This window comes from Pseudomonas solani, from assembly GCF_026072635.1.
GTDB classification, from domain to species: Bacteria; Pseudomonadota; Gammaproteobacteria; order Pseudomonadales; family Pseudomonadaceae; genus Metapseudomonas; species Metapseudomonas solani.
In genome coordinates this window covers 2,595,429-2,618,742 of the sequence record NZ_AP023081.1, presented here as the reverse complement: position 1 = coordinate 2,618,742, position 23,314 = coordinate 2,595,429, and the positions used below count along the sequence as shown (strand labels likewise).

Annotated in this window: 23 protein-coding genes; 8 read left to right on the top strand and 15 right to left on the bottom strand. The window is 68.2% G+C overall.

Annotation, left to right across the window (positions count from 1 at the left end; all coding sequences use genetic code 11):
* Nucleotides 1-10 precede the first annotated feature (10 nt).
* From PSm6_RS11830 to PSm6_RS11820, 3 genes are read right to left on the bottom strand one after another with little or no spacing between them, the layout of a single operon-like run.
* Entirely contained in the window at nt 11-805 is a 795-nt protein-coding gene (locus tag PSm6_RS11830; protein ID WP_043245812.1) for a thymidylate synthase, read from the bottom strand.
* Nucleotides 802-1,602: a prolipoprotein diacylglyceryl transferase gene (gene lgt, locus PSm6_RS11825; protein WP_043245811.1), complete on the bottom strand. Its 801-nt coding sequence runs from the start codon at nt 1,600-1,602 to the stop codon at nt 802-804. The genes PSm6_RS11830 and lgt overlap by 4 nt, the downstream gene beginning before the upstream one ends.
* A gap of 9 nt (nt 1,603-1,611) precedes the next feature.
* Nucleotides 1,612-2,394: a sulfite exporter TauE/SafE family protein gene (locus tag PSm6_RS11820; protein WP_021218308.1), complete on the bottom strand. Its 783-nt coding sequence runs from the start codon at nt 2,392-2,394 to the stop codon at nt 1,612-1,614.
* A 118-nt stretch (nt 2,395-2,512) separates the two neighbouring features.
* On the opposite strand from PSm6_RS11820, the gene PSm6_RS11815 reads away from it, so the two are divergent.
* On the top strand, nt 2,513-3,259 hold the full coding sequence (locus PSm6_RS11815) for an NRDE family protein (RefSeq protein WP_021218307.1): 747 nt from the start codon (nt 2,513-2,515) through the stop codon (nt 3,257-3,259).
* Between the two features lie 123 nt (nt 3,260-3,382).
* Here PSm6_RS11815 and ptsP read toward each other — a convergent pair whose 3' ends face one another.
* Both ptsP and PSm6_RS11805 read right to left on the bottom strand, forming a co-directional pair.
* Nucleotides 3,383-5,662 carry a phosphoenolpyruvate--protein phosphotransferase gene (gene ptsP, locus PSm6_RS11810; RefSeq protein ID WP_021218306.1) on the bottom strand — a complete coding sequence of 760 codons (2,280 nt, stop codon included), beginning with the start codon at nt 5,660-5,662 and terminating at the stop codon, nt 3,383-3,385.
* 22 nt (nt 5,663-5,684) lie between these two features.
* The gene (locus tag PSm6_RS11805; protein ID WP_081672122.1) at nt 5,685-6,164 is read right to left on the bottom strand and encodes an RNA pyrophosphohydrolase; all 480 of its coding nucleotides are present in this window, start codon (nt 6,162-6,164) and stop codon (nt 5,685-5,687) included.
* Nucleotides 6,165-6,308: 144 nt separating this feature from the next.
* On the opposite strand from PSm6_RS11805, the gene PSm6_RS11800 reads away from it, so the two are divergent.
* Nucleotides 6,309-6,962 carry a histidinol-phosphatase gene (locus tag PSm6_RS11800; protein WP_265170259.1) on the top strand — a complete coding sequence of 218 codons (654 nt, stop codon included), beginning with the start codon at nt 6,309-6,311 and terminating at the stop codon, nt 6,960-6,962.
* A 6-nt stretch (nt 6,963-6,968) separates the two neighbouring features.
* Here PSm6_RS11800 and PSm6_RS11795 read toward each other — a convergent pair whose 3' ends face one another.
* From PSm6_RS11795 to ilvA, 4 genes are all read right to left on the bottom strand, one after another.
* The gene (locus PSm6_RS11795) at nt 6,969-7,442 is read right to left on the bottom strand and encodes a DUF2269 family protein (RefSeq protein WP_021218303.1); all 474 of its coding nucleotides are present in this window, start codon (nt 7,440-7,442) and stop codon (nt 6,969-6,971) included.
* Entirely contained in the window at nt 7,439-8,698 is a 1,260-nt protein-coding gene (locus PSm6_RS11790; RefSeq protein WP_265170258.1) for an SDR family oxidoreductase, read from the bottom strand. The genes PSm6_RS11795 and PSm6_RS11790 overlap by 4 nt, the downstream gene beginning before the upstream one ends.
* Nucleotides 8,699-8,700: 2 nt before the next feature.
* A complete protein-coding gene (locus PSm6_RS11785; protein ID WP_021218301.1) occupies nt 8,701-9,144 on the bottom strand; it encodes a DUF2269 family protein in 444 nt (147 codons plus the stop codon).
* A gap of 66 nt (nt 9,145-9,210) precedes the next feature.
* Nucleotides 9,211-10,755, bottom strand: coding sequence for a threonine ammonia-lyase, biosynthetic (gene ilvA, locus PSm6_RS11780; RefSeq protein ID WP_265170521.1), 1,545 nt, complete (start codon nt 10,753-10,755; stop codon nt 9,211-9,213).
* 113 nt (nt 10,756-10,868) lie between these two features.
* Here ilvA and rpiA point away from each other — a divergent pair, with 113 nt between their 5' ends.
* Complete coding sequence (gene rpiA, locus PSm6_RS11775; protein WP_043245808.1) at nt 10,869-11,540, top strand: ribose-5-phosphate isomerase RpiA; 672 nt, start codon at nt 10,869-10,871, stop codon at nt 11,538-11,540.
* A 28-nt stretch (nt 11,541-11,568) separates the two neighbouring features.
* On the opposite strand, the gene PSm6_RS11770 is transcribed toward rpiA, so the two are convergent.
* A complete protein-coding gene (locus PSm6_RS11770; protein WP_265170257.1) occupies nt 11,569-12,492 on the bottom strand; it encodes an SdiA-regulated domain-containing protein in 924 nt (307 codons plus the stop codon).
* Between the two features lie 160 nt (nt 12,493-12,652).
* Here PSm6_RS11770 and PSm6_RS11765 point away from each other — a divergent pair, with 160 nt between their 5' ends.
* Entirely contained in the window at nt 12,653-13,633 is a 981-nt protein-coding gene (locus tag PSm6_RS11765) for an AraC family transcriptional regulator (RefSeq protein ID WP_021218297.1), read from the top strand.
* Nucleotides 13,634-13,643: 10 nt separating this feature from the next.
* Here PSm6_RS11765 and PSm6_RS11760 read toward each other — a convergent pair whose 3' ends face one another.
* Nucleotides 13,644-15,020 (bottom strand): FAD-binding oxidoreductase, encoded by a 1,377-nt coding sequence (locus PSm6_RS11760; protein WP_021218296.1) that lies wholly within the window; start codon nt 15,018-15,020, stop codon nt 13,644-13,646.
* Nucleotides 15,021-15,081: 61 nt separating this feature from the next.
* Nucleotides 15,082-17,463: a penicillin acylase family protein gene (locus PSm6_RS11755; RefSeq protein WP_265170255.1), complete on the bottom strand. Its 2,382-nt coding sequence runs from the start codon at nt 17,461-17,463 to the stop codon at nt 15,082-15,084.
* Between the two features lie 111 nt (nt 17,464-17,574).
* Here PSm6_RS11755 and PSm6_RS11750 point away from each other — a divergent pair, with 111 nt between their 5' ends.
* Together PSm6_RS11750 and PSm6_RS11745 are read left to right on the top strand one after the other, a co-directional pair.
* Entirely contained in the window at nt 17,575-18,648 is a 1,074-nt protein-coding gene (locus PSm6_RS11750) for an AraC family transcriptional regulator (RefSeq protein WP_021218294.1), read from the top strand.
* 29 nt (nt 18,649-18,677) lie between these two features.
* Complete coding sequence (locus PSm6_RS11745; protein ID WP_265170254.1) at nt 18,678-19,367, top strand: substrate-binding periplasmic protein; 690 nt, start codon at nt 18,678-18,680, stop codon at nt 19,365-19,367.
* Nucleotides 19,368-19,458: 91 nt separating this feature from the next.
* On the opposite strand, the gene PSm6_RS11740 is transcribed toward PSm6_RS11745, so the two are convergent.
* A complete protein-coding gene (locus tag PSm6_RS11740; protein WP_265170252.1) occupies nt 19,459-20,034 on the bottom strand; it encodes a DUF6436 domain-containing protein in 576 nt (191 codons plus the stop codon).
* Nucleotides 20,035-20,155: 121 nt separating this feature from the next.
* Here PSm6_RS11740 and bipL point away from each other — a divergent pair, with 121 nt between their 5' ends.
* Nucleotides 20,156-21,100 carry a phospholipase BipL gene (gene bipL / locus PSm6_RS11735; RefSeq protein WP_265170251.1) on the top strand — a complete coding sequence of 315 codons (945 nt, stop codon included), beginning with the start codon at nt 20,156-20,158 and terminating at the stop codon, nt 21,098-21,100.
* A 20-nt stretch (nt 21,101-21,120) separates the two neighbouring features.
* Here bipL and PSm6_RS11730 read toward each other — a convergent pair whose 3' ends face one another.
* Nucleotides 21,121-21,888, bottom strand: a complete 768-nt coding sequence (locus PSm6_RS11730; RefSeq protein WP_021218290.1) for a DUF2059 domain-containing protein — start codon at nt 21,886-21,888, stop codon at nt 21,121-21,123.
* Nucleotides 21,889-22,125: 237 nt separating this feature from the next.
* On the opposite strand from PSm6_RS11730, the gene PSm6_RS11725 reads away from it, so the two are divergent.
* The gene (locus PSm6_RS11725) at nt 22,126-22,749 is read left to right on the top strand and encodes a 2OG-Fe(II) oxygenase (RefSeq protein ID WP_021218289.1); all 624 of its coding nucleotides are present in this window, start codon (nt 22,126-22,128) and stop codon (nt 22,747-22,749) included.
* A 13-nt stretch (nt 22,750-22,762) separates the two neighbouring features.
* Here the strand turns inward: PSm6_RS11725 and PSm6_RS11720 are convergent, their stop codons facing one another.
* Nucleotides 22,763-23,314: a DUF6160 family protein gene (locus tag PSm6_RS11720; protein WP_043245801.1), complete on the bottom strand. Its 552-nt coding sequence runs from the start codon at nt 23,312-23,314 to the stop codon at nt 22,763-22,765.

The following is a 23,314-nucleotide window of genomic DNA, read 5'->3' as shown; positions in this document are numbered from 1 at the left end:
CCCGAGCGGGTCAGACCGCGACCGGCGCCTTGATGTGCGGGTGCGACAGGTAGCCCACCAGCTCGAAGTCCTCGAACTTGAAGGCCAGCAGGTCCTTCACCTCGGGGTTGAGCTTCATGGTCGGCAGGGGCAGCGGCTCGCGGGTGAGCTGCAGGTCGGTCTGCTCGATGTGGTTGGCATAGAGATGGCAGTCGCCGCCGGTCCAGACGAAGTCGCCGGGCTCCAGGCCGCAGACCTGCGCCACCATCAGCGTCAGCAGGGCGTAGCTGGCGATGTTGAAGGGCACGCCGAGGAAGATGTCCGCCGAACGCTGGTACAGCTGGCAGCTGAGCTTGCCGTCGGCCACGTAGAACTGGAACAGCGCGTGGCAGGGCGGCAGGGCCATCTGATCCACCAGGGCCGGATTCCAGGCGGAGACGATCAGGCGGCGCGAGTCCGGGTTCTTGCGGATCATCTCGATCAGCTTGCCGATCTGGTCGATCGACTCGCCATTGGGCGCCGGCCAGCTGCGCCACTGGTAGCCGTAGACCGGGCCCAGGTCGCCGTTCTCGTCGGCCCATTCGTCCCAGATGGAGACGCCGTTTTCCTTCAGGTAACGGATGTTGGTGTCGCCCTGGAGGAACCACAGCAGCTCGTGAACGATGGACTTCAGGTGGCACTTCTTGGTGGTCACCAGGGGGAAACCATCGGCCAGGTTGAAGCGCATCTGGTGGCCGAACACGCTGTAGGTGCCGGTGCCGGTGCGGTCGCTTTTGAAGGTGCCGGTCTCGCGCACCAGGCGCATCAGGTCGAGGTACTGTTTCACGAGGCGACTCCTTGGACGGGCTGGCGACGGTAGGCCCAGACGATCAGGCCGAGGCCGCCGAGGATCATCGGCACGCAGAGCACCTGGCCCATGGTCAGCCAGCCGAAGGCGAGGTAGCCGAGCTGGGCGTCCGGCACGCGGACGAACTCGACGATGAAGCGGAAGATGCCGTAGCACAGCGCGAACATGCCGGACACGGCCATGGTCGGGCGCGGCTTGCGCGAGTAGAACCAGAGGATGGCGAACAGCGCCACGCCTTCGAGGGCGAACTGGTACAGCTGCGACGGGTGACGCGGCAGCGGGCCGCCATTGGGGAAGATCATCGCCCAGGGCACGTCGGTGACCTTGCCCCAGAGCTCGGAGTTGATGAAGTTGCCGATGCGCCCGGCGCCCAGGCCGATGGGCACCAGCGGGGCGATGAAGTCCATCAGTTGGAAGAAGCTCTTGCCGTTGCGCCGGCCGAACCACAGGGTCGCCAGCATCACGCCGATCAGGCCGCCGTGGAACGACATGCCGCCCTTCCACACTTCGAGGATCAGCAGCGGGTTGGCGAGGTAGGCCGACAGGTCATAGAACAGCACGTAGCCGAGGCGGCCACCGGCGATCACGCCCAGGGCGACCCAGAACACCAGATCGGAAAGCTTCTCGCGGCTCCAGGTCGGGTCGAAGGCCTTGAGGCGGCGCGAGGCCAGCCACCAGGCACCGCCGATGCCGATCAGGTACATCAGGCCGTACCAGTGGATTTTCAGGGGTCCGAGGCTCAGGGCCACCGGATCGATCTGGGGATAAGCCAGCATCACGACTCCTTAGATCAGAAAACTCAGCCCGACCGAGAACAGCAGCAGGGCGAACAGGCGCTTGAGCAGACGCGGCGACAGGCGGTGGGCCAGGCGGGCGCCGAAGCGGGCGAAGAACATGCTGGTCAGCGCGATGCCGGCCAGCGCGGGCAGATAGACGAAACCGAAGCTCCACTGCGGCAGGTGCGGCTCGTTCCAGCCCAGCACCATGAACGACAGGGCGCTGGCCAGGGCGATGGGCAGCCCGCAGGCGGAGGACGTGGCCACCGCCTGCTGCATGGGCACGCTGCGCCAGGTGAGGAAGGGCACGGTCAGCGAACCACCGCCGATGCCGAAGATCGCCGAGGCCCAGCCGATGAAGGCGCCGGCGACGGTCAGCCCCGGCTTGCCGGGCACGTCACGGCTGGCCTTGGGCTTGAGGTCCAGGGCCATCTGCAGGGAAACGAAGATGGCGAAGCAGCCGATGATCTTCTGCAGCATGGGGCCCTGGATCGCCTTGGCGGTCAGCGAACCCAGCGCCGCGCCGAGGAGGATGCCGAGGGTCATCCAGGCGAAGATGTGCCAACGCACCGCACCCTTGCGATGGTGCTCGCGCACGGCGTTGATCGAGGTGAAGATGATGGTCGCCAGGGAGGTACCGACGGCGAGGTGGGTCAGGATGCTGGGGTCGAATCCCTGGGCAGTGAAACTGAAAACCAGCACCGGCACGATGATCATGCCGCCACCCACACCGAACAGACCGGCGAGCACGCCGGCGCAGGCGCCGAGTACCAGGTAGAGCAGGAATTCCATCGACACCCCCGAAAACAAAGCGGCATGTTAACGGAAGCCCGCCCGAGGCTCCAACGACTCGATGGCGAGCCGCCGAGCGGCTGCTAGACTCGCGACAACAAAAAGGAGACGACTCCAGATGTGCCTCATCGCATTCGCCTGGCAACCCGGACAGGAAGTCCCGCTGGTACTGGCTGCCAACCGTGACGAGTTCTACGCCCGCCCCACCCAGCCCCTGGCCCACTGGCCAGACGCCCCCGGCCTCTACGCCGGCCGCGACCTCGAAGCCGGCGGCACCTGGCTGGGCATCGGCCCCGACGGCCGCTTCGCCGCCCTGACCAATATCCGCGACCCGCGGCTGCCCCCGGTGGGGCGCTCCCGTGGCGAGCTGTGCGTGCAGTTCCTCAACGGCACCATGGGCCCGGCCGAGTTCCTCGCCGACGCCCAGCGCCGCGCCGCCGACTACGCCGGCTTCAACCTGCTGGTGGGCGACAGCCGCGAGCTGTGCTTCCTCAACCCCCGCAGCGGCGGGCCGAGAACGCTGGCCGCCGGCATCTACGGGCTGTCCAACGCCGACCTCGACACGCCCTGGCCGAAGGTCGAGCGGGCCAAGGCGGCCCTGGCGGAGTGCCTGGAAGGCGTCACCACCGACACCCTGCTCAACCTGATGCACGACCCCGAGGCGGCGCCGGACGCGATCCTCCCCGATACCGGCGTGGGCCTGAACACCGAGCGCATGCTGTCCCCGGTGTTCATCGCCACCCGCACCTACGGCACCCGCGCCAGCACGGCGCTGATCGTCCATGCCGACGGCCGCCGCGAACTGGTGGAGCGCAGCTACGGCCCCCACGGTGAGCAGCTGGGGCAGGTGGAGATGGTCCTCTAGGGCAGAACCCTGCCGTGCGCCGGGGATGCCCACGGCGCAGCAGGGCACCCGCGCGGGTTGATCGCGGGTGCTGCCATGGGAAGGAAAACGAGATGCAGCGTGGCCAAGCCCCGGAAGCGGGGCTCAGGCCTGGATGGTGGCGGCCGGGTTGATCACGCGGCCCAGGCCCAGGTTGCGCAGGGCCAGGTGCAGGGAGCTGTGGATAACCTGCGGGTTGTCGATGCCCATCAGCTGCTCCAGCAGCTCGCGCGCCTTGCTGATGCTGACCTGGCGCAGCAGCCACTTCACCTTGGGCAGGTTGGTGGCGTTCATCGACAGGCTGTCGAAGCCCATGGCCAGCAGCAGGACGGCAGCGGCGGGATCACCGGCCATCTCGCCGCAGATGCTCACCGGCTTGCCTTCGGTGTGGGCATCGTTGACCACCTTGACCAGCGCTTGCAGCACCGCCGGGTGCAGGTAGTCGTAGAGGTCGGCGACGCGCGGGTTGTTGCGGTCCACCGCCAGCAGGTATTGGGTCAGGTCGTTGGAGCCCACCGAGAGGAAGTCCACCTGGCGCGCCAGCTCGCGGGTCTGGTACACGGCCGCGGGGATCTCGATCATCACGCCCACCGGGGGCATGGGGATGTCGACGCCCTCGTCACGCACCTCGCCCCAGGCGCGGTGGATCAAGTGCAGGGATTCTTCCAGCTCCTGCACGCCGGAAATCATCGGCAGGAGGATGCGCAGGTTGTTCAGGCCTTCGCTGGCCTTGAGCATGGCGCGCACCTGCACCAGGAAGATTTCCGGGTGGTCGAGGGTGACGCGGATGCCGCGCCAGCCGAGGAAGGGGTTGCTTTCCTTGATCGGGAAATACGACAGCGCCTTGTCGCCACCGATGTCCAGGGTGCGCATGGTCACCGGCAGCGGATGGAAGGCGGCGAGCTGCTCGCGGTAGATGGCGAGCTGCTCCTTTTCGCTGGGGAAGCGCTCGTTGATCATGAACGGCACTTCGGTGCGGTACAGGCCGACACCTTCGGCGCCGCGCTCCTGGGCACGGGTCACGTCGGCCAGCAGGCCGGTGTTGACCCACAGCGGCATGCGGTGGCCGTCCAGGGTTTCGCAGGGCAGGCTGCGCAGGGCGTCGAGGCCCTTGACCAGCTGGCGCTCCTCCTCCACCACTTCGCTGTACTGCTTGCGCAGCTCGGCGGAGGGGTTGGTGAAGACTTCACCGTGGTAGCCGTCGACGATCAGCTCGATGCCGTCGACCTTCGAGTACGGCAGGTCGACCACGCCCATGACCGTGGGCACACCCATGGCGCGAGCGAGGATGGCGACGTGGGAGTTGCCGGAGCCGAGTACCGAAATCAGGCCCACCAGCTTGCCTTCGGGCACTTCGCCGAGCATGGCCGGGGACAGTTCTTCACTGACCAGGATGGTGTTGTCCTGGTACACCAGGTTCTGCTTGCGCTCTTCCTGCAGGTAGGCGAGCAGGCGGCGACCGAGGTCCTTGACGTCGGAGGCGCGCTCGCGCAGGTAGGCGTCGTCCATCAGTTCGAAGCGCTTGACGTGCTCCATCACCACCTGGCGCAGGGCACCCTGGGCCCACTGGCCGGAGCGGATGACCTTCTTCACTTCCAGGCCGATGGAGGCATCGTCGAGCATCATCAGGTAGACGTCGAACAGCGCCCGCTCCTCGGGGCGCAGCTGGCTGGCCAGCTTGCTCGACAGGCGGCGCATGTCTTCGCGCACCGCTTCCAGGGCCTGCTTGAAGCGCTCGACCTCGGCCTCGATGTCATCGACGGCGCGGTCGGGCACCACTTCCAGGTCGGCCGGCGGCAGCACCACCACGGCGGTACCCACGGCAGCGCCCGGCGCACCGGGCACGCCGACGAACTTGGCTTCCTGGATGCCCTTGCCCTGGCGACCCAGGCCACGGATCGAACCGGTGGCCTCGGCATGGGCGATGACGCCCGCGAGCTGGGCGCTCATGGTGACGAGGAAGGCTTCCTCGCCCTCGTCGAACTGGCGGCGCTCCTTCTGCTGCACCACCAGAACGCCCATCACCCGGCGGTGGTGGATGATCGGTGCGCCGAGGAAGGAGGCGTAGCGTTCCTCGCCGGTTTCGGCGAAATAGCGATAGCGGGGGTGGTCGGCGGCGTGTTCGAGGTTGAGCGGCTCCTCGCGGGTGCCGACCAGGCCGACCAGGCCCTCGTTGGGGGCCATGCTGACCTTGCCGATGGAGCGCTTGTTCAGGCCCTCGGTGGCCATCAGCACGAACCGGTTGGACTCGGGGTCCAGCAGGTAGACGGAGCAGACCTGGCTGCCCATGGCTTCCTTGACCCGCAGCACGATGATCGCCAACGCCGCCTTCAGATCCTTGGCGGCGTTCACTTCCTGGACGATCTTGCGCAGCGTATTGAGCATGGCCTTGTAGCCTTTCTCCGGGTCAGTCTTGCGCCAGCAGGCGCGGGGCTAATTCCTTGAGGGCACGGCGGTAGACTTCTCGCTTGAAGGTCACGACCTGTCCCAGCGGGTACCAGTAGCTGACCCAGCGCCAGCCGTCGAACTCAGGCTTGCCGGTCAGGTCCATGCGAACCCGGTTCTCGTCCGATTGCAGGCGCAACAGGAACCACTTCTGCTTCTGCCCGATGCACAGGGGTTGGCTATGGGTCCGCACCAGACGCTGCGGCAGACGATAGCGCAACCAGCCCCGGGTGCATGCAAGTATTTTCACATCCCGTTCCTCGAGCCCGACCTCTTCGTTCAGCTCGCGGTACAGCGCCTCTTCCGGCGTCTCACGGGGGTTGATGCCCCCCTGGGGGAACTGCCAGGCGTCCTGATTGATACGCCGAGCCCACAGCACCTGCCCGACCTCATTGGCGAGAATGATGCCGACATTGGGGCGAAAACCATCGGGATCGATCACGGCGAACAACCTCGCATACGCATGTTCCGGCATTGTTCCATAAAGCCTGTAAACGCGGCAATGCGGGCTTTTAGCGCAATGGGCAGGCCGGGGAAAAGTGGTTATTCTGGCCGCCCTCCGTAGTTTCGATTCAAGGTAAAAGACGTGCGCCTGGCCCTTTTCGATCTCGACAACACCCTCCTCGGCGGCGACAGCGATCACGCCTGGGGCGACTACCTGTGCGAACGCGGCATTCTCGACGGCGATGCCTACAAGAGCCGCAACGACGAGTTCTACCAGGATTACCTCGCCGGCCGCCTGAACATCACCGACTACCTGAACTTCAGCCTGGAAATCCTCGGCCGCACCGAGATGGCCCAGCTGGAGCAGTGGCACCGCGAGTTCATGCGTGATTGCGTCGAGCCGATCATCCTGGCCAAGGGCGAGGCCCTGCTGGCCGAGCACCGCGCGGCAGGCGACAAGCTGGTGATCATCACCGCCACCAACCGCTTCGTCACCGGCCCCATCGCCGCACGCCTGGGGATCGAGACCCTGCTGGCCACCGAATGCGAGATGGAGAACGGCCGCTACACCGGGCGCACCATCGACGTGCCCTGCTTCCGCGACGGCAAGGTCACCCGCCTGGAGCGCTGGCTCGCCGAAACCGGCCTGAGCCTGGAAGGCGCCAGCTTCTACAGTGATTCGCTCAACGACCTGCCGCTGCTGGAGCGGGTGACCCGCCCGGTGGCGGTCGACCCCGACCCCAAGCTGCGCGCCGAGGCCGAGCGTCGCGGCTGGCCGGTGATTTCCCTGCGCTGAGCCGCCTCAGAGCGAGAGCGGCTTGGCCACCATCAGGAAGAAGATGCCGACGAAGGCGATGAAGGCCGGCCAGCCCAGGATGAACCAGACCTTCATATAAAGGTGCGCCCTGGCCGGCAGCTCCCCGCCGTCGGCCAGCGCATCGCGCGCCATGTCGCGCACGCGGATCTGCAGCCACACCACCGGCAACCAGCAGAGCCCGGCGAACACGTACAGGCCCACGCTCCACAGCAACCACACCTGGTTCAACGGCCAGCCCGCCAGCTTGGCCAGGGCCAGGCCGCTGAACGGCTGGAACACCGCGGTGGTGGCGATGAACAGCCAATCGGCGGTGACCAGGTGGCGGAAGGTCACGGCGATCACCTCCAGCCGCTGGCTGCGCCAGGCGCGCAGGGCGTAGTAGGCCGAGCCCAGCCCGGTGCCGAACAGCAGGGTGGAGGACATGATGTGCAGGGTCTTCAGCAGCAGGTACAGGCTCATCCGGTTTTCCGTTGCGAGGGCTCCAGCCACAGCACCCAGAGGGTGGCGACCATGAGCACGAGATTCTTGCCGACCGCAGCATAAGGGTCGGCCCAGTAGTGCGGAAGCAGCAGGCTGATCAGCAGCGTATAGGCCAGCATCAGGCCCAGCTGCGCGAGCAGCGCGTGGCGCCGCCAACGCCGCAGCAGCAGGCCGATGCCCAGCAGCGCATCCAGCAAGGCACCGCCCACCACCGCCAACGTGGCCAGCAGGCCGGAAACACCCATCTCCGCCATGATCCGCAGCCCCCAGTCGAACCCGGGGCCGAGGCAGACCAGTGCGGTGCCCAGCCAGATCAGCACCAGGGCCGCCAGCATCAGGGGATGCAGCCAGCCGTTCACCGCCCGGGCCTTCTGCGGCCAGGTGGAATCCAGGCGCTGGCCGAGCGCTGCCGGGCGATGGCCGCAGAGCCGCTCCAAAGGCGCGGCATCGCCCAGGTTGTCTTGCCGCGCCAGGGCCGGCAGTTGCGGGTCCAGCAGATGCAGGCGGGCGGCGATACCCGCCAGTGATCGTGGCAGCTGGATATACCGCGCCGGGCTCCAGCCCATGCTCGCGCGCAGGCGGTCGAGCAACTCGCCCTGGGTCAGCGCTTCGGGACCGACCAGCTCCAGCACCCCAGGCTGTTCGGGCCAGTGCTGCAACAAGGCCGACACCGCGCCCACCAGGTCATCCACATGCAGCGGCATGCTCCGCGCCCGGGTATCCAGCAGGGGCGCCAGGGGCAACGCGGCGAGGCGTTCCAGCCAGGCGCTGCTGGCGCCACCCTCGCCCAGCACCAGGGACGGGCGCAGCACCACGGCGGGAATCCCCAGAGCCAGCAGGTGTGCATCTGCCCGCGCCTTGCTGGCGAGGAAGGGCAACCCGCCCGCCTCACCCGCGCCCAGGGCGGACACCTGCAGCACCGCCGCGCCGTGGCGGGCGGCAAGGTCGAACAGGGCGCAGGCGCCATCGGCCTGCACACGGGCCTGGCGCGCCAGGTCGCTGTCCAGCACGCCGGCGGCGTTGATCACCAGGTCGATGCCATCGGGCCAGGGGAAGAGCTCGGGCTTTTCAGCCAGGCGCTCCAGGTCCAGCGGCTGCCAGACGACGCCGGGCAACTGCGGCCCGGTGCCCGAGCGGGAGGTGGCGACCAGGCTGTGGCCGCCGGCAGACAGGGCGCGCAGAAGGTGACGACCGATAAAGCCGCTGGCACCGACCAGCAGGATGCGCCTGGCCAAGCTCAGGCCGGCTTGGCCAGGGTCAGCACGAGGATGATCAGCAGCAACAGGAAGCCGACCGCGCCGTAACCCAGGCTGAAGCCGAGGAAGCGGCTGCGCGGGGCGGCGCTGGGGGCGTCCCCGGCATGCAGCACCAGCAGGCGCCGGGTGAAGGCCAGCCAGGCGATGCCGGCCAGCAGGTAAAGGATGGAGCTGCCCAGCACCCAGGTCAGGCCGAAGGGGATTTCCGCCAGGGCCAGCAGCCACCAGCCGGTGATCGGCAGGGCCACGCCCAGGGCCAGCAGCGCCGGCACGCCGAACAGCACGGACTGGCGCAGGCTCGGTGCCCAGCCACGCAGGCCGCCGTGCCAGGCCCGCAGAACGAACCACAGCAGGCCGCCGGCGACGACGAACAGGAGGAAGGTCAGCAAGCCGTGAAGTATCTGCAGCATCAGGTAGTCATCCATTCCTTATCACTCCATCCGGGCGACGAGCAGAGTGTAGATGGCCGCCATCGCGGGCGGCCGCCGCCGTCAACCGAGGAACAGCCGGTAGGCCGGGTTGTCGCTCTCGTCCCAATAGGGGTAGCCGATCTCTTCCAGCGCCGCGGGGATCAGGTGGCGCTCGTCCGCCGGCACCTGCAGCCCGGCCACCACGCGGCCGTCGGCGGCGCCGTGGTTGCGGTAGTGGAACAGGGTGATGTTCCAGCGCCCGCCCAGCTTGTTGAGGAAGTTGAACAGCGCGCCGGGGCGCTCGGGGAATTCGAAGCGGAAGACCGACTCGTCCTCCACCCGCGCCGCGTGGCCGCCGACCATGTGGCGGATGTGCAGCTTGGCCAGTTCGTTGTCGGTCAGGTCCAGCACCGGGAAGCCCTGGTCGCGCAGGCTCTGCACCAGCACCTCGCGCGGGTCGTTCTCCGGGTGGGTCTGCACGCCGACGAAGATGTGCGCCTCGGCATCGGTGTTGTAGCGGTAGTTGAATTCGGTGATCTGGCGCTTGCCGATGGCCTCGCAGAAGGCCTTGAAGCTGCCCGGGCGCTCGGGGATGGTCACGGCGATGATCGCCTCGCGCTTCTCGCCCAGTTCGGCACGCTCGGCCACATGGCGCAGGCGGTCGAAGTTGATGTTGGCGCCGGAATCGATGGCCACCAGGGTCTGCCCGCTGCTGCCTTCGCGCTCGACGTACTTCTTGATCCCGGCCACGGCCAGGGCGCCGGCGGGCTCGGTGATGGAGCGGGTGTCGTCGTAGATGTCCTTGATCGCTGCGCAGATCTCGTCGGTGCTGACGGTGATCACCTCGTCCACGTGCTCGCGGCAGATGTCGAAGGTGTGCTGGCCGATCTGCGCCACGGCCACGCCGTCGGCGAACAGCCCGACCTGGCCCAGCACCACGCGCTCGCCGGCGGCCATGGCGGCCTGCAGGCAGTTGGAGTCGTCCGGCTCGACGCCGATCACCTTCACCTCGGGACGCAGGTACTTCACATAGGCGGCGATGCCGGCGATCAGGCCGCCGCCGCCCACCGGCACGAAGATGGCGTCCAGGCGCCCCGGGTGCTGGCGGAGGATCTCCATCGCCACGGTGCCCTGGCCGGCGATCACGTGCGGGTCATCGTAGGGGTGGATGTAGACGAAGCCCTTCTCGTCCACCAGCTTCAGCGAATAGGCCAGCGCCTCGGGGAAGGCGTCGCCGTGCAGCACCACCTTGCCGCCCCGGGCGCGCACGCCCTGGACCTTGAGCTCGGGGGTGGTGCGCGGCATCACGATGGTCGCCTTGATGCCCAGCTCGCGGGCCGCCAGGGCCAGGCCCTGGGCATGGTTGCCGGCCGAGGCGGTGACCACGCCGCGCGCCAGCTCCTCGGCGCTGAGCTGCGCCAGCTTGTTGTAGGCGCCGCGAATCTTGAAGGAGAACACCGGCTGCAGGTCCTCGCGCTTGAGCAGCACCTGGTTGCCGAGGCGTTCGGACAGGCGCAGCGCGGGTTGCAAGGGGGTCTCCACCGCCACGTCATAAACGCGCGAGGTGAGGGTCTTCTTCACGTAGTCTTCGAGCATCACGGCTTCACTGGCGGGGCTTGCGGGGATGGGCGAGTCTACCCCAGGGCTTCGTCGCCCGACCACAGAGAATGCGGGGTTTTGCCGCGCTGAACGGCTATAATCCGCGCCCTCGCATTTCCTTTCATACGTGGACCACCAGCATGACCCAGGACCAGCTCAAGCAGGCAGTCGCCCAGGCCGCAGTCGACCATATCCTCCCGCTGCTCGACAGCAAGAGCGTCGTCGGCGTCGGCACCGGCTCGACCGCCAACTTCTTCATCGACGCCCTGGCTCAGCACAAGATGGCCTTCGACGGCGCGGTCGCCAGCTCCGAAGCCACCGCCCAGCGCCTCAAGGGCCACGGCATTCCGGTCTATGACCTGAACGCGGTGGACGCCCTGGAGTTCTACGTCGACGGCGCCGACGAGAGCGACGCGCACCTGAATCTGATCAAGGGCGGCGGTGCCGCCCTGACCCGCGAGAAGATCGTCGCCGCCGTGGCACGCACCTTCATCTGCATCGCCGACGGCAGCAAGCTGGTGCCGGTGCTCGGCGCCTTCCCCCTGCCGGTGGAAGTCATCCCCATGGCCCGCAGCCACGTGGCGCGCCAGCTGGTGAAGCTGGGCGGCGACCCGGTCTACCGCGAAGGCGTGGTCACCGATAACGGCAACATCATCCTCGATGTGTACAACCTCTCGATCACCGACCCGGTGACCCTGGAGGCGCAGATCAACGCCATCGTCGGCGTGGTCACCAACGGCCTCTTCGCCGCCCGCCCCGCCGACCTGCTGCTGCTCGGCACTGCGGAAGGCGTGAAGACGCTGAAGGCCTGACCCTCGGGCGGCCCCGTTCGCGGGCCGCTCACTCCCCCGCCGGCTTGCTGAACCTGTAGAACAGGTTCGGCTCGCTGACCAGGTACAGGTTCCCTTCGTTATCCATCGCCACGCCCTCCGCCTGGGGCACGCCGCGGGTCAGGCCGTGCATGCCGCGCAGCAGCGACAGGCTGCTGATGGGCTTGCCGTCAGCGTTGATCTCTAGCACCAGCCGCGATTCGTCGGACAGCGCCAGCAGGTGGCCGCTGAGGTCGTCGTATTGCAGGCTGGAAAGGTCGCGGACGAAGAGCCCGGCGTCGCGCTTGGGGTCGTCCACCACGTGCACCGCGAAGGGTTTGTCCGGGTTGGTGTGGGGGAAGCCATGGACCTCGTAGATGCGCACCGGGTCGCGCTCCTTGGCCACGAACAGGCGCTGCCCGGCGGGGTCGTAGGCCAGGCCCTCGAAGCCCTTGTTGCCGTTGAGGCCGATGCCCAGGGAGAGCTGCTGCGACTCGCTGGCGTCCAGGCGGATGGTGTCCTCGTCCAGGCGCACCTTGACCAGGCGTTGCAGGCGCTCGTCGGTGATGACGTAGACGCCCTTGCTGATGTACTCGATGGCCTCCGGATCGCCGAAGCCCTGCAGGTCGATGCGCCGGATGATGTGACCGTCCAGGGACAGCTCGATGATCTGCGGGCGCTGGTTGGTGACCGTCAGCAGGCTGTGGCGGTCCGGGTCGTAGGTAAGCGCGGAGACATCGTCGTCCAGCCCCTCGATGGGCTGCGCCTCGATGGTCACCCGGTAGTCCGGCAGCCAGATCGAGCGCTCGCGCCACTCCGAAGCGTGGCGCCATTCTTGCACTATGAACCAGCCGCGCTCGAACAGGCGAAACTCCTGGGCGGCGATGCCGAGCACCAGCAGCACACAGAACAACAGGCCGGAAACCAGCCAACGGGGAGTCAGGAAGGATCGCATCGGGACAAACTCTAGGGTTCAGGGGCGCGCCGAGGATACAAGAGTGCGCCATTCTGATGCCTGAATCGAAACTTAATGCACAGGCCCATGCATTCTCCCGGCACCCCACCGTTACCAAAGGGGACGAACCATGGCGGCGCCATTGCTACCCGAACGGGTCATGACCACCCTGCACACCATCGCCCTGGCGGTGGAGAGCCTGGCCGAGGAAGTGCCGCGCCCGCGCCTGCTCGACGGCAGCGGCGTGGCCTGCAGCGACCTCGATACCCCGGACAAGCTCATCAGCCACGCCCAAGAGCTGCGGGTGTTCGCCAACGCCCTGAGCTGTACCCGCGACCCGGCGCTGGGCCTGTCCCTGGGCCTGCGCATGCACGTCTCGGCTTACGGCATCCTTGGCTACACCATGCTCGCCAGCCGCACCCTGCGCGATGCACTGAACATCGCCCTGGCCAACGCCTCGCTGCTGGGCAGCTACTTCACCCTGACCCTGGAAGAGGACGGCGCCGAGGCCCGCCTGGTCGCCACCGGCTACCGCTACGCGCCGGAGCTGATGGTGTTCAACAGCGAGCTGTGCCTGACCTCGCTGCTCACCGTGATCCAGGACCTGCTCGGCGAAGCCGTGCGCCCGCGCCGGGTACGCCTGCCCTACCGGCCGCCCCTGCACGCGGCGGCCTACACGGAGAAGCTGGGCTGTCCGGTGGATTTCGGCGATTCGCGCACGGCCCTCTGCTTCAACGCCGCACTGCTCGACCGCCCCCTGCCCCTGGCCGACCCGGTGACCTGCCACCACGGCCTGCAGCAGTGCCAGAAGCTCGATGCCCAGCTGACCAGCCGCCACGACGTGCTCGACCAGATCCGCGAGCACCTGGCCGGGCACCTGAGCGAGGCCAGCAACCTGGATCGCGTGGCCCGCAGCCTGCACCGCTCCGAGCGCACCCTGCGCCGCCACCTGCAGCGCCTCAACACCAGCTACCAGCGCCTGCTGGACGAGGTGCGCTACGACAAGGCGCGCCAGTTGCTGCTGCAGACCGACCTGCCCATCTACCTGATCGCCGAGCAGCTCGGCTATGCCGAGACCGCCAGCTTCCGCCACGCCTTCCAGCGCTGGAGCGGCCAGCCGCCGAGCCAGTACCGGCGCTGAACCGAGCGCCTCAGCGGTAGTAGGCGTCCCACAGCTTGTTGCGGAACTTGCCGCTCGGGTCCACCCGCTGCTTGAGGGCGAAATACTCCGGCGCCCGCGGGTAGGCGGCGAGGAACTGCTCGCGGGTGGCGTGGATCTGGTACGGCAGGTAGTAGGTGCCGTCGCTGGCCAGGGCCGCGTCGATCAGCTCCCGCGTCCAGGTGCCCACCGCCGCGCGCGCCTCCTCCGAGGTGCCCTGGCGGTAATAGAGCACCAGGGCAAAGGTGTCCCCTCGGGACCAGGCCAGCAGCGTGCCCGGGTCCGCCTTGGCGTGGCGGATGGAGATGTTCGCCACCTTCACCCCGTGCTTCTGCAGCACGTCGCGCATCCGGGCGATGAACACCTCCAGCTGCGCCTCGGGCACGAAGTATTCCTGCAGCACGTAGCTGTAGTCGGCCCCGGAGATGGGTTGCAGCTCGCGCACATCGAGGCTGGCCTCGTGGTTGCGCCACTGCACCTGCTCGCCCCGGAAGTTCAGCGGGTCGAGCACCGCCTCGCGCAAGGCGGCGCCGCTCTTGCTGGAGGCCGCACCGAGCGCGGCGCGCATGACCTTGTAGTTGCGCCCGGCATCCACCAGCCGTTCTTCCACCGTGAGCGGCGCATCGGTGCGCAGGTAGGAAACGGCGCGCACCGTCCTGTAGTCGTCGGTGTAAAGGATGCCGTTGTGCATGACCATGTCCGGGTTGCCCCGCACCTGCTCGGCGAAGAAACCTCGGTACTGCTCCACCGGCATCACCTCGGTCTTGCGCGCCAGGCGGGTGTTCTCGGTCAGCGCCAGGGTCGCTTCGGCGATCACGCCGATACCGCCATAGCCACCGATGGCGCCATAGAAAAGCTCGCTGTTCTGCGTGGGGTTGGCCTCCACCATGCTGCCGTCGGCCAGCACCAGCAGGATGGACTTCACCGCCAGCACCAGCGGCCCCTGGCCGACATAGCGGCCATGGGCATTCACGCTCAGGGAGCCGCCCACGGTGAAGTTGGCGTAGGACTGCATGATCTGGGGCGACAGGCCGTGGGGGTCGATGTACTCGAGCACCTGCCGCCAGGTGATGCCCGCCTGCACACGAAGGGTCTTCTGCTGGGGATCGAAGGCGAGCACCCGGTTGAAGCTGCGCATGTCCAGCTGCAGCGCGCGTTCGGTGGCGGTCTGCCCGCCCATGCTGAAGCGCCCACCGCCAATGGCGATGGGGCCATCGTGCTCACGCACGGCGCGGCTGATCTCGTCCAGGGTGGTGGGCGCCAGCACCCGCTCCACCTCGATGGGGTTGAGGCCGGTGACGTCGTTGACGGTTTCGCCGGCCAGGGCGGGCCCCGCCGCCAGCAACAGGAGCAGCAACAGTCTGTACATGGGAAATCCTTCTCCGTGGTTCGGTTGCACCGTGCCGGCCCGGGGGCCGGCACGGTTTGCATCAGGGCCTGGGCACCAGCTTCAGCGTGCCCTGGGTGTTGGCTTTCACATCCTCTTCGCTCATGTGCATGGGCACGTACTCGCCCTCGACGTAGCGCTTGGCCTGGTCGTCGTAGTGGCGGTCGAAGACCACACCGCTCTGCCCCACCGGGTTGATGCCGATGCCGTGGGCCGGGTCGGCCATGTCGATCAGGCGACGGGTGGAGGGGCCATAGGCCACTTCCCAGGGTGCCGGGCCGACGCGGTTGGACAGGTTGTTGGGCACCTCGTGGCCACCGGGGGCGGCGAAGGGGCCGACGTTGAACAGCTTGTCCAGGGGCTTCTGCATGCCCAGCGGGTGCCCGTGGGTGAGCGTGTGGGCGCGGCCCCAGGCCCATTTGGCGCTGTCGTCGCCGAGGGTCTTCTTCAGGTGGGCGAGGCTCGCCTGCCAGGCAGCCTTGACGGTGTCGGCGCGGGTTTCGCGGGCATCGGTGCTGCGGTCGTCCCACCAGGGCGAGTCGGCGTCGGCGGCCAGGCGCGGCAGGGCCACGTCGAGCACGCGGGTGGACAGCAGGCTGTCGAAGAAGGCATCGCCCAGCTCGTCATGGAAGGCGCCACGGGCCAGTTCGTAGACCAGTTGTTCGGCGACAGTGGCGACGGTGGAGTCCAGCGGGTGGTCGCCCTGCCAGGCGGCGAGCTTCTCCACCAGGGCACGCTCGGCGTCGTCGGCCGCGGCGGCCCGTAGGTCGCCCAGCAACGGCGCGAGCAGGCGTGGGCCATAGCCGGTGGCGGTTTCCAGTTGCAGCGCACGGCTGTTGTCCTGGTCCCACTTCACGTCCTTCTGCGCCAGCAACTGGTCCAGGCGCTGGCCGCGGTCCGGCAGGTTGTAGTAGCCGGGGATGGCGACACCGGTGGGCGACAGCGGCTGGAAGTTGGCCGAGACGATGTAGCCGCGCTCGGGGTTCTCCTCCTGGGGGTTGGCGCTGAAGGGCAGGTAGCCGGGCTTGTCCGCCTCGGCACTGCTGCCGTCGAGGATGAAGGCGGGGTTAACCCCGTCCGGGCGCTGCGGCAGCTTGGCCGAGGCCCACCAGCCGATGTCGCCGGCGGCGTTGGCCCAGACCACGTTGAGGCCGGGGGCGTGGATCTTCTCGGCAGCGCTGCGGGCCTTGTCCAGGGTGTCGGCGCGGTTCAGCTGGTAGAAGGCGTCGAGGATGGGGTTCTCGGTTTCGAGGAAGGCCCACCACATGGCGATGGGCGTCTTGCCGGGGGTGGCACCGAGGGCGTCGTTGACGATGGGGCCATGGGGCGAACGGCGCAGGGTCAGCTTCACCGGCTCGGCGTCCTTGACCTGGATGGTCTCCTCGCGGCTCTGCATGTCCACCCACTGGCCCTGGTACCAGACCTGGTTGGGGTTGTCCGGGTTGACCTTCTCGGCGACCAGGTCGAGGTCGTCGTTCTGGAACATGGTCAGGCTCCAGGCGAACTGCCCGTTGTGCCCCAGGGACGCGGTGGGGTTGAGCGCCTGGTAGTGGCCGTAGAGCTCGAAGCCGGGGTAGGAGGCCTGGGCCTCGTACCACACCGCCGGCACGGCGAAGCGGATGTGCGGGTCGCCGGCCAGCAGGGGCTTGCCGCTGGCGGTGCGGCTGCCGGACACGGCCCAGGCGTTGCTGCCCTCGAACTGCGGCAGGCCGGCTTCCACCAGCGCCTGGTGGCTGAGGCGGGCGAGGCCGTTGAGGGCCTGCCAGTCGCTGGCGGCGAGCTTCTGCCCGACCACGCCCTCGGGGTGCCAGTCGAGGTCGAAGACCTTGAGGTAATCGGCGCCCAGTTCGTCGCGCACATAGGTCAGCACCGGCTCGGTGCGGAAGGCAGCGGCGAAGCTGTAGGCCATGTAGCCGGCGACCGAGAGGGTGTCTTCCACCGTGAAGGGGCGCTTGGGGATGCCCAGCAGGTCGAACTCCACCGGCGCCGGGCGGCTGTCCTGGTACTGGTTGATGCCATCCAGGTAGGCGGCCAGCGCCTGGGCGGAGGGGCTGTCCATGTCCATCTTCTTCGCGTAGACGGCGGCGTGCTGGCGCAGCTCCAGGGTGCGGAACATGCGGTCGGTGTCCACCAGGCGGGCACCCAGCACCTCGGCCAGCTCGCCACGGGCCAGGCGGCGCAGCATTTCCATCTGGAACAGGCGGTCCTGGGCATGCACGAAACCCAGGGCGCGGTACATGTCGGCCTCGTTGGCGGCCTGGATGTGGGGCACGCCACGCTCGTCGTAGCGGACGCTGACCGGGGCCTGCAGGTGGGCGATGGCCAATTCGCCGTCGCGCAGGGGTTTCTTGCTCTGGGCGTACCAGGCGCCACCGGCGGCCACGGCGGCAACCACCACGGCAAGGACAGTCAGGGTGCGTTTCATGAAGGGATTCTCCTTGTTCTAGTGCCTGGCATTTTCCTCAGCGCCATGGAGCTCGGCATTGACCAAATACCGCAGAGCTGAAAGTCTTCGGTCAATTCAGAGAAACTCCCGATGCCCACGCCCGACGCCGACTCCGCCACCGCGCTGCCCCTGACCCACTCCCCCACCCTGCGCCGCCTGCTCTACGAGGCGCTGGGCGATCTCGGGCTGGACCCCGCCGATATCTACCGCCGCGTATTCCAGCACCGCCGGCACCTGTTCATGCCTGCCGACGGGCGCCTCAAGCACGACGATGCACCGCTGTTCTGGGAGGCCGCCGAAGTGATTACCGGCGACCGCGACATCGGCCTGCACCTGGGCGAGCAGATGAAACCACGCATGCTCGACGTGGTCGGCTACCTGCTGCTGGCCAGCCGCGACCTGCGCGAGGCACTGGACAGCTTCGTGCGCTTCCAGCACATCCTCTCCGGCGGTTTCGTCGCCCAGCTGGACGTGCGGGGCGAGCAGGCGCGCCTGGTGATCGACCTCAACTACACCGGCGTCGCGCCGCTGCGCCAGCAGATGGAGTGCCTGGCGCTGCTGTTCATCAAGCTGATGAAGTCGATCACCGACGACGAGTTCAAGGTCGACGCCCTGGAGTTCCGCCATGCCCAGCCACGCCGGCTGGTGGAACACCGCCGCCTGTTCGGGCTGCAACCCACCTTCGGCTGCCCGCACGATGCGCTGCTGTTCCCCAGCAGCCTGTTGCGACGCCCCTCGCGCACCGCCAACCCGCAGATGCATGCGCTGCTCTGGCAGCACGCCGAGGCCCAGCTGGGCGAGCTGGCGGAAAACCAGCTGCTCAACCGCCTGCACTACCTGCTGGGCGTGCGCCTGGGCCAGGCGGACTGCTCCCTGGCCGCCTGCGCGGCGGAGCTGGGGCTGGCCCCCGGCGCCCTGCAGCGGGCCCTGGCCGAACAGGGCAGCAGCCTGCGCAAGGCGCGCGATGCGGTGCGCCAGTCCCGCTCGCTGGAACTCCTGGCCGGGGGCATGCCGATCCGCGAGGTGGCACGGGCCTGCGGCTTCGCCGAGCTGTCGCCCTTCTACCGGGCCTTCCGCCGCTGGCACGAGATGACGCCGGAAGCCTATCGGCAGCGGCTACAGGGCACGACCGGCACCGGAACCCGTGCGATTCGCCACGGCTGATCTAGCCTTGGGGAGGGCCTGGAGGTGCGATGAACAGAATCATTGCGGGGTGCCTGCTGGCAGGATGCTGCGGGGTGGAAGCGGCGGAGCCCGTGAAGATCTGTCTCGGCGATGGCAACGAGTGGCCGCCCTATACCTACTGGGAGCGCCATGACGGCAAAATCGACCACACCCGCCTCAGCGGCTCGGCGACCACCCTGGTGCTGACGGCGCTGCAACGCCTCGACCTTCCCTATGAGCTGCACTACCTGCCCTGGGCGCGGGTGCAGCAGGAGCTGGCCGACTTCGCCCGCTCCGGTCACTGCGAGGTGACCTGGGACGCCAGCTACACCGAGGAGCGCGCAACCTTCGCCCACTACAGCGAGCCGCTCTACCGCACGCGCCTGGGCCTGTTCTATTCCACCCGGCGCTTCGCCGAGGCACCGGCGGTCACCGACGCCACCAGCCTGGCCAACTACCGGGTGTGCGGGGTCATCGGCTACAACTACGCGCCCTACGGCATCACCCAGGACGTCCTGCGGGTGAAAAGCGTGCAACAGAACCTGGGGTTGCTGCAGCTGCAACGCTGCGACTTCTTCCCCAGCGAGATCGAACCGCTCTACGGCGGGCTGTCCCTGGGGGCCTACCAGGGCGACGAAACGCTGCGCCATCTCGAGCTGCCGGCGAGCAAGGCCTTCTACCTGCTGGTGAGCAAGGGTTCGCCACGGGGGCGTCGTTGAGCCAGGCGCTCGACCGGGAGTTGCAGACCCTGCGTGACAGCGGCGAGGCCGAGGCCATCTTCCGCCGCTTCCAACCGTCCGCGCTAAGCGCTCAGCCCGCCGGCGCCCAGTCGCAGTAGCAACCCACCGCCAGGGTGTGGGTGGCGTCCACCGAGCGGCCATCCTGCAGCGCCTCGAGGATGGGTTCGATAAAGCTGTTGGCCGAGTTGCACACCGCCCCTTCGCTGTAGGGGCCGAAGTAGGCCAGGCGGCCTTCGCGGTCCCAGATGCCGACGGCGGGGGTGGCTGGGATGGCCGCGGCACCGGGCAGCTCGGCGAGCAGGGTCATGCGTTGCAGGTTCTGCGGCAGCTGGCCCTTGCTCCCCGGTTTCTGCACGGCATAGAAGGCCACGCCCCGGTCGGCGAAGCGCTCGATCAGCTCGCCCAGGTGCTGCTGGTTGCCGACGTTGCAGGGGCAGGCGGGGTCGAAGAAATGCACCAGGCGGATCGGCCCCGGCCCGGCCAGTTCGGCGGGCAATTGCAGGCCATCGCCGGAGAACAGCGTGGTGCGCTCGCTGAACGGGCGGACGAAGCGCGCGTCGTACCAGCGGTAGGCGGCGACCATGGCGATGATCCAGGCGATGACGAGCAGGCTGGCGAACAGGGTTCTACGGGAAGGCGAGCGCATGGGGAGAGACCTTTTGCAGGACGCGTAGCTTGCCACGACGCGCCCCGCAGCTGAATATCGGCAACCTTTATCGCCGGCCGCCCTGCCCCCGGCCACTGCCCCGTTCGAATGGATACCCCCGATGCCAGACGCCTTCCAGCCCGATCAACTGCGCTCGCTCCTGCGACCCTTGGCCGCAGCGGCACCCGACCTGCAGTTGGCCGGTCTCTACCGGGCCTTCTACGGGCTGGATTTCTCGGCGCGGATTCCCGGCGTGCAGACGCGCCTGGGGGTGATGCAGGTGGAGTCCTACACCCTGGCCACCCAGGCCTGGTGGCCGGCGCAGCCGCGCGCGACCCTGGTGCTGCTGCACGGCTACTACGACCACATGGGCCTGTACCGCCACGTGATCGAGTGGGCGCTGGGGTTGGGCCTGGCGGTGATCGCCTGCGACCTGCCGGGACACGGGCTGTCCAGCGGCGCCCGCGCCAGCATCCTCGACTTCGCAGAATACCAGGCGACCCTGCGCGGCCTGCTGGCCGAGGCGCGGACGCTGGACCTGCCACAGCCCTGGCACCTGGCCGGGCAGAGCACCGGTGGCGCGATCATCCTCGACTACCTGCTGACCGGCGCCCCCGAGGCCTGCATCGGCGAGACCCTGCTGTTCGCCCCCCTGGTACGCCCGCGCGCCTGGGGCTGGTCGAAATTCAGCTACCGCATGCTCAAGCCCTTCGTCGAAAGCATTCCCAGGCGCTTCAGCGTCAACTCCAGCGATGCCGAGTTCATCGACTTCGTCCACCACCACGACCCGCTGCAGCCGCAGAACCTGCCCACCGCCTGGGTTGGCGCGCTGTCACGCTGGGTGCCGCATATCGAGGCCGCGCCACGCTCAACACGGCGCCCGCTGGTGATCCAGGGCGATGGCGACATGACGGTGGACTGGCGGCACAACCTCAGGGTGCTGGACGACAAGTTCGCCCAACCCGAAGTGCTGATGCTGGAGGGGGCCGGGCACCACCTGGTGAACGAGGCGCCGGCCTATCGGGAGCGTTACTTCGCCTTCCTGCGGGAACGCCTGGGGTACTGAGCCAGGCCCGCAGCGGCGAGCTAGTAGCTCTGCTGCGCAGGTGCCAGGTTGGCGGCATCCTGGCCCACGGCCAGGCCGGCGCGCACGGCGGCCAGGGCGGCCTGGTAATAGGCCTTGCCCTCGCCGGACTCGGCGAAGGTGACGAACTCTTCCAATTCCGGATCGGACAGGTCGCGATAGACATACAGCAGGGTGTTGTCGAGATCGTTGCTGATCTGCTCCATCACCCGCTGGCGCTGGCTGTCGAGCAGGCCCTGGGCCTGGCCGCCACCGAGCAGGCCGGGGAGCATCTGGCTGAGGCTGTCGGCTGCCACGCCCGCCAGGGCCAGGCTGACCTCGGCACCGGCTTCCTTGGCCGGCAGCGCCTGGGCCAGGTGGCGCACCTGCAGGCGGCGGGTGGCGCTGGCGTCGATGCGCGGCAGGCCGTTGGCGTTCTTCGCCAGCTGGTCGCGGCGGGTAGCGAGCACTTCGGCGGCGATGATCTTGCGCCCCAGCGGCGACTGGAAGAAGCCCAGGGCCGGGCGCGGGTCGTTCAGTGCGTTACGCAGGGCAGCCTGGGCGCGCTGGTCGATGGCCTGGGCCTGGAAACGCTGGTTGCTGTTGTTCACCAGGGCCTGGTACACGGCCGGCGGCAGGGTCTTCTGGTAGCGCTGCTGGGCCGCCGTCAGGGCATCGTTGAAGTGCGCCCGCTGTTCCGGCCAGCCCGCCGCCTGGTACAGGCTGGCGTGGTCGTCGGCCAGCGCCGGCAGACCGATGAGCAGGAAGGTGACGGCAAGAAGCAGGCGCATGGTGACTCCTGGAGGGCGCGATCCGGTGTTGTTCTAGACCCGGGGCTGCGGGTTCGGTTCGGTCGGGGTGCGGGCTGCATGGGCGGAGGGCACGGCGGCTGGGGCTCCGGCCATGGTGGCGCGGGGGCTATTCTCCGTGCTGGCGGGCGGGCTTGTCGAGGAGCTGAGAAGGCCTCGTCATAAATTTAACCGAACGCTGTAGGCGGCATTCTGCGGCCTGATTAGAATGCGCCGACCATGCCGAATCCCGACGCTTTCATCCCCTTCGAGCCCATCAGCGACGACGTTGCCCAGCGCGGCTGGTCGTTGCAGCCCGGCGCCATCGCGGCCGATCTGGTCGCCGCCCTGGCGCGGGAATGCCGCGCCCGCTCGGCGGCCGGCGAGCTGAGCCCGGCGGGCATCGGCCGGGGCGATGGCCAGCAGGTGCGCGAAGGCATCCGTGGCGACCGCATCGATTGGCTGGAACCCGGCCAGGCCGCGCCCTGCGACCACTACCTGGAACTGATGGATGAGCTGCGCCTGCGGCTGAACCGCGAGCTGTTCCTGGGGCTGGAGGATTTCGAGGCGCATTTCGCCCTCTATCCGCCGGGGGCGTTCTACCAGAAGCACCTGGACCGCTTCCGCGACGACGATCGCCGCGCGGTCTCGGCGGTGCTCTACCTCAACCCCGACTGGGAGCCCGGCGAGGGCGGCGAACTGCGTCTGTACCTGGCCGACGGCGCCACCCACGACGTGCTCCCCGAAGCCGGCACCCTGGTAGTGTTCCTCTCCGGCGACCTGCCCCACGAGGTGCTGCCGGCCAGCCGCGAGCGCCTCTCCCTCACCGGCTGGTTCCGCCGCCGCGGTGACGGCCCGCTCTGAGCCGCCCGGGGCCTTAGTGGCCCCAGACCTTGAAGGTGCCGCGCAGGTCGACGATGTCGCGGATCTCGATATTGCCCAGGCTGCTGTCGCCCACGTACATATCGCTGCTCACCCGCATGCGGATGCGCTGGGCGGGCAGGCCCGACTGGATCAGCTGGTCGTTGATGGTGGTCAGGTCCGGCAGGGTGAGAACCAACTGGTCCTTGCCGCTGGCGTTCTTCACCACATCGACCATCAGGGTCGGCTGGTCGATGTTGAAGATCGGCAAGGTCAGGCCGAGCTGCGCCGGGCCCAGGGCGAAACTGCCGCCGGCGCCATTGGGGCAGGCGCTGGGGCTGTCGCAGCCGTTGTCGATGCGGATATTGCGCAGCGAGACGCTGTTGCCGCTGTCGGTCCAGCTGAGCTTGTCGATGCGCGCCATCACGTCCAGGCGGATGCTGATGCCGGCCTGGCCGGTGACGTCGGAAAGCTGCTGGTTATCGAGTGTTTCCATGGCTGCCTGGCTGGAGGCGCAGAACAGCAGGGCGGTGCAGGCGAGGAGCGGGATCGTTCTTGTTATGGGCAT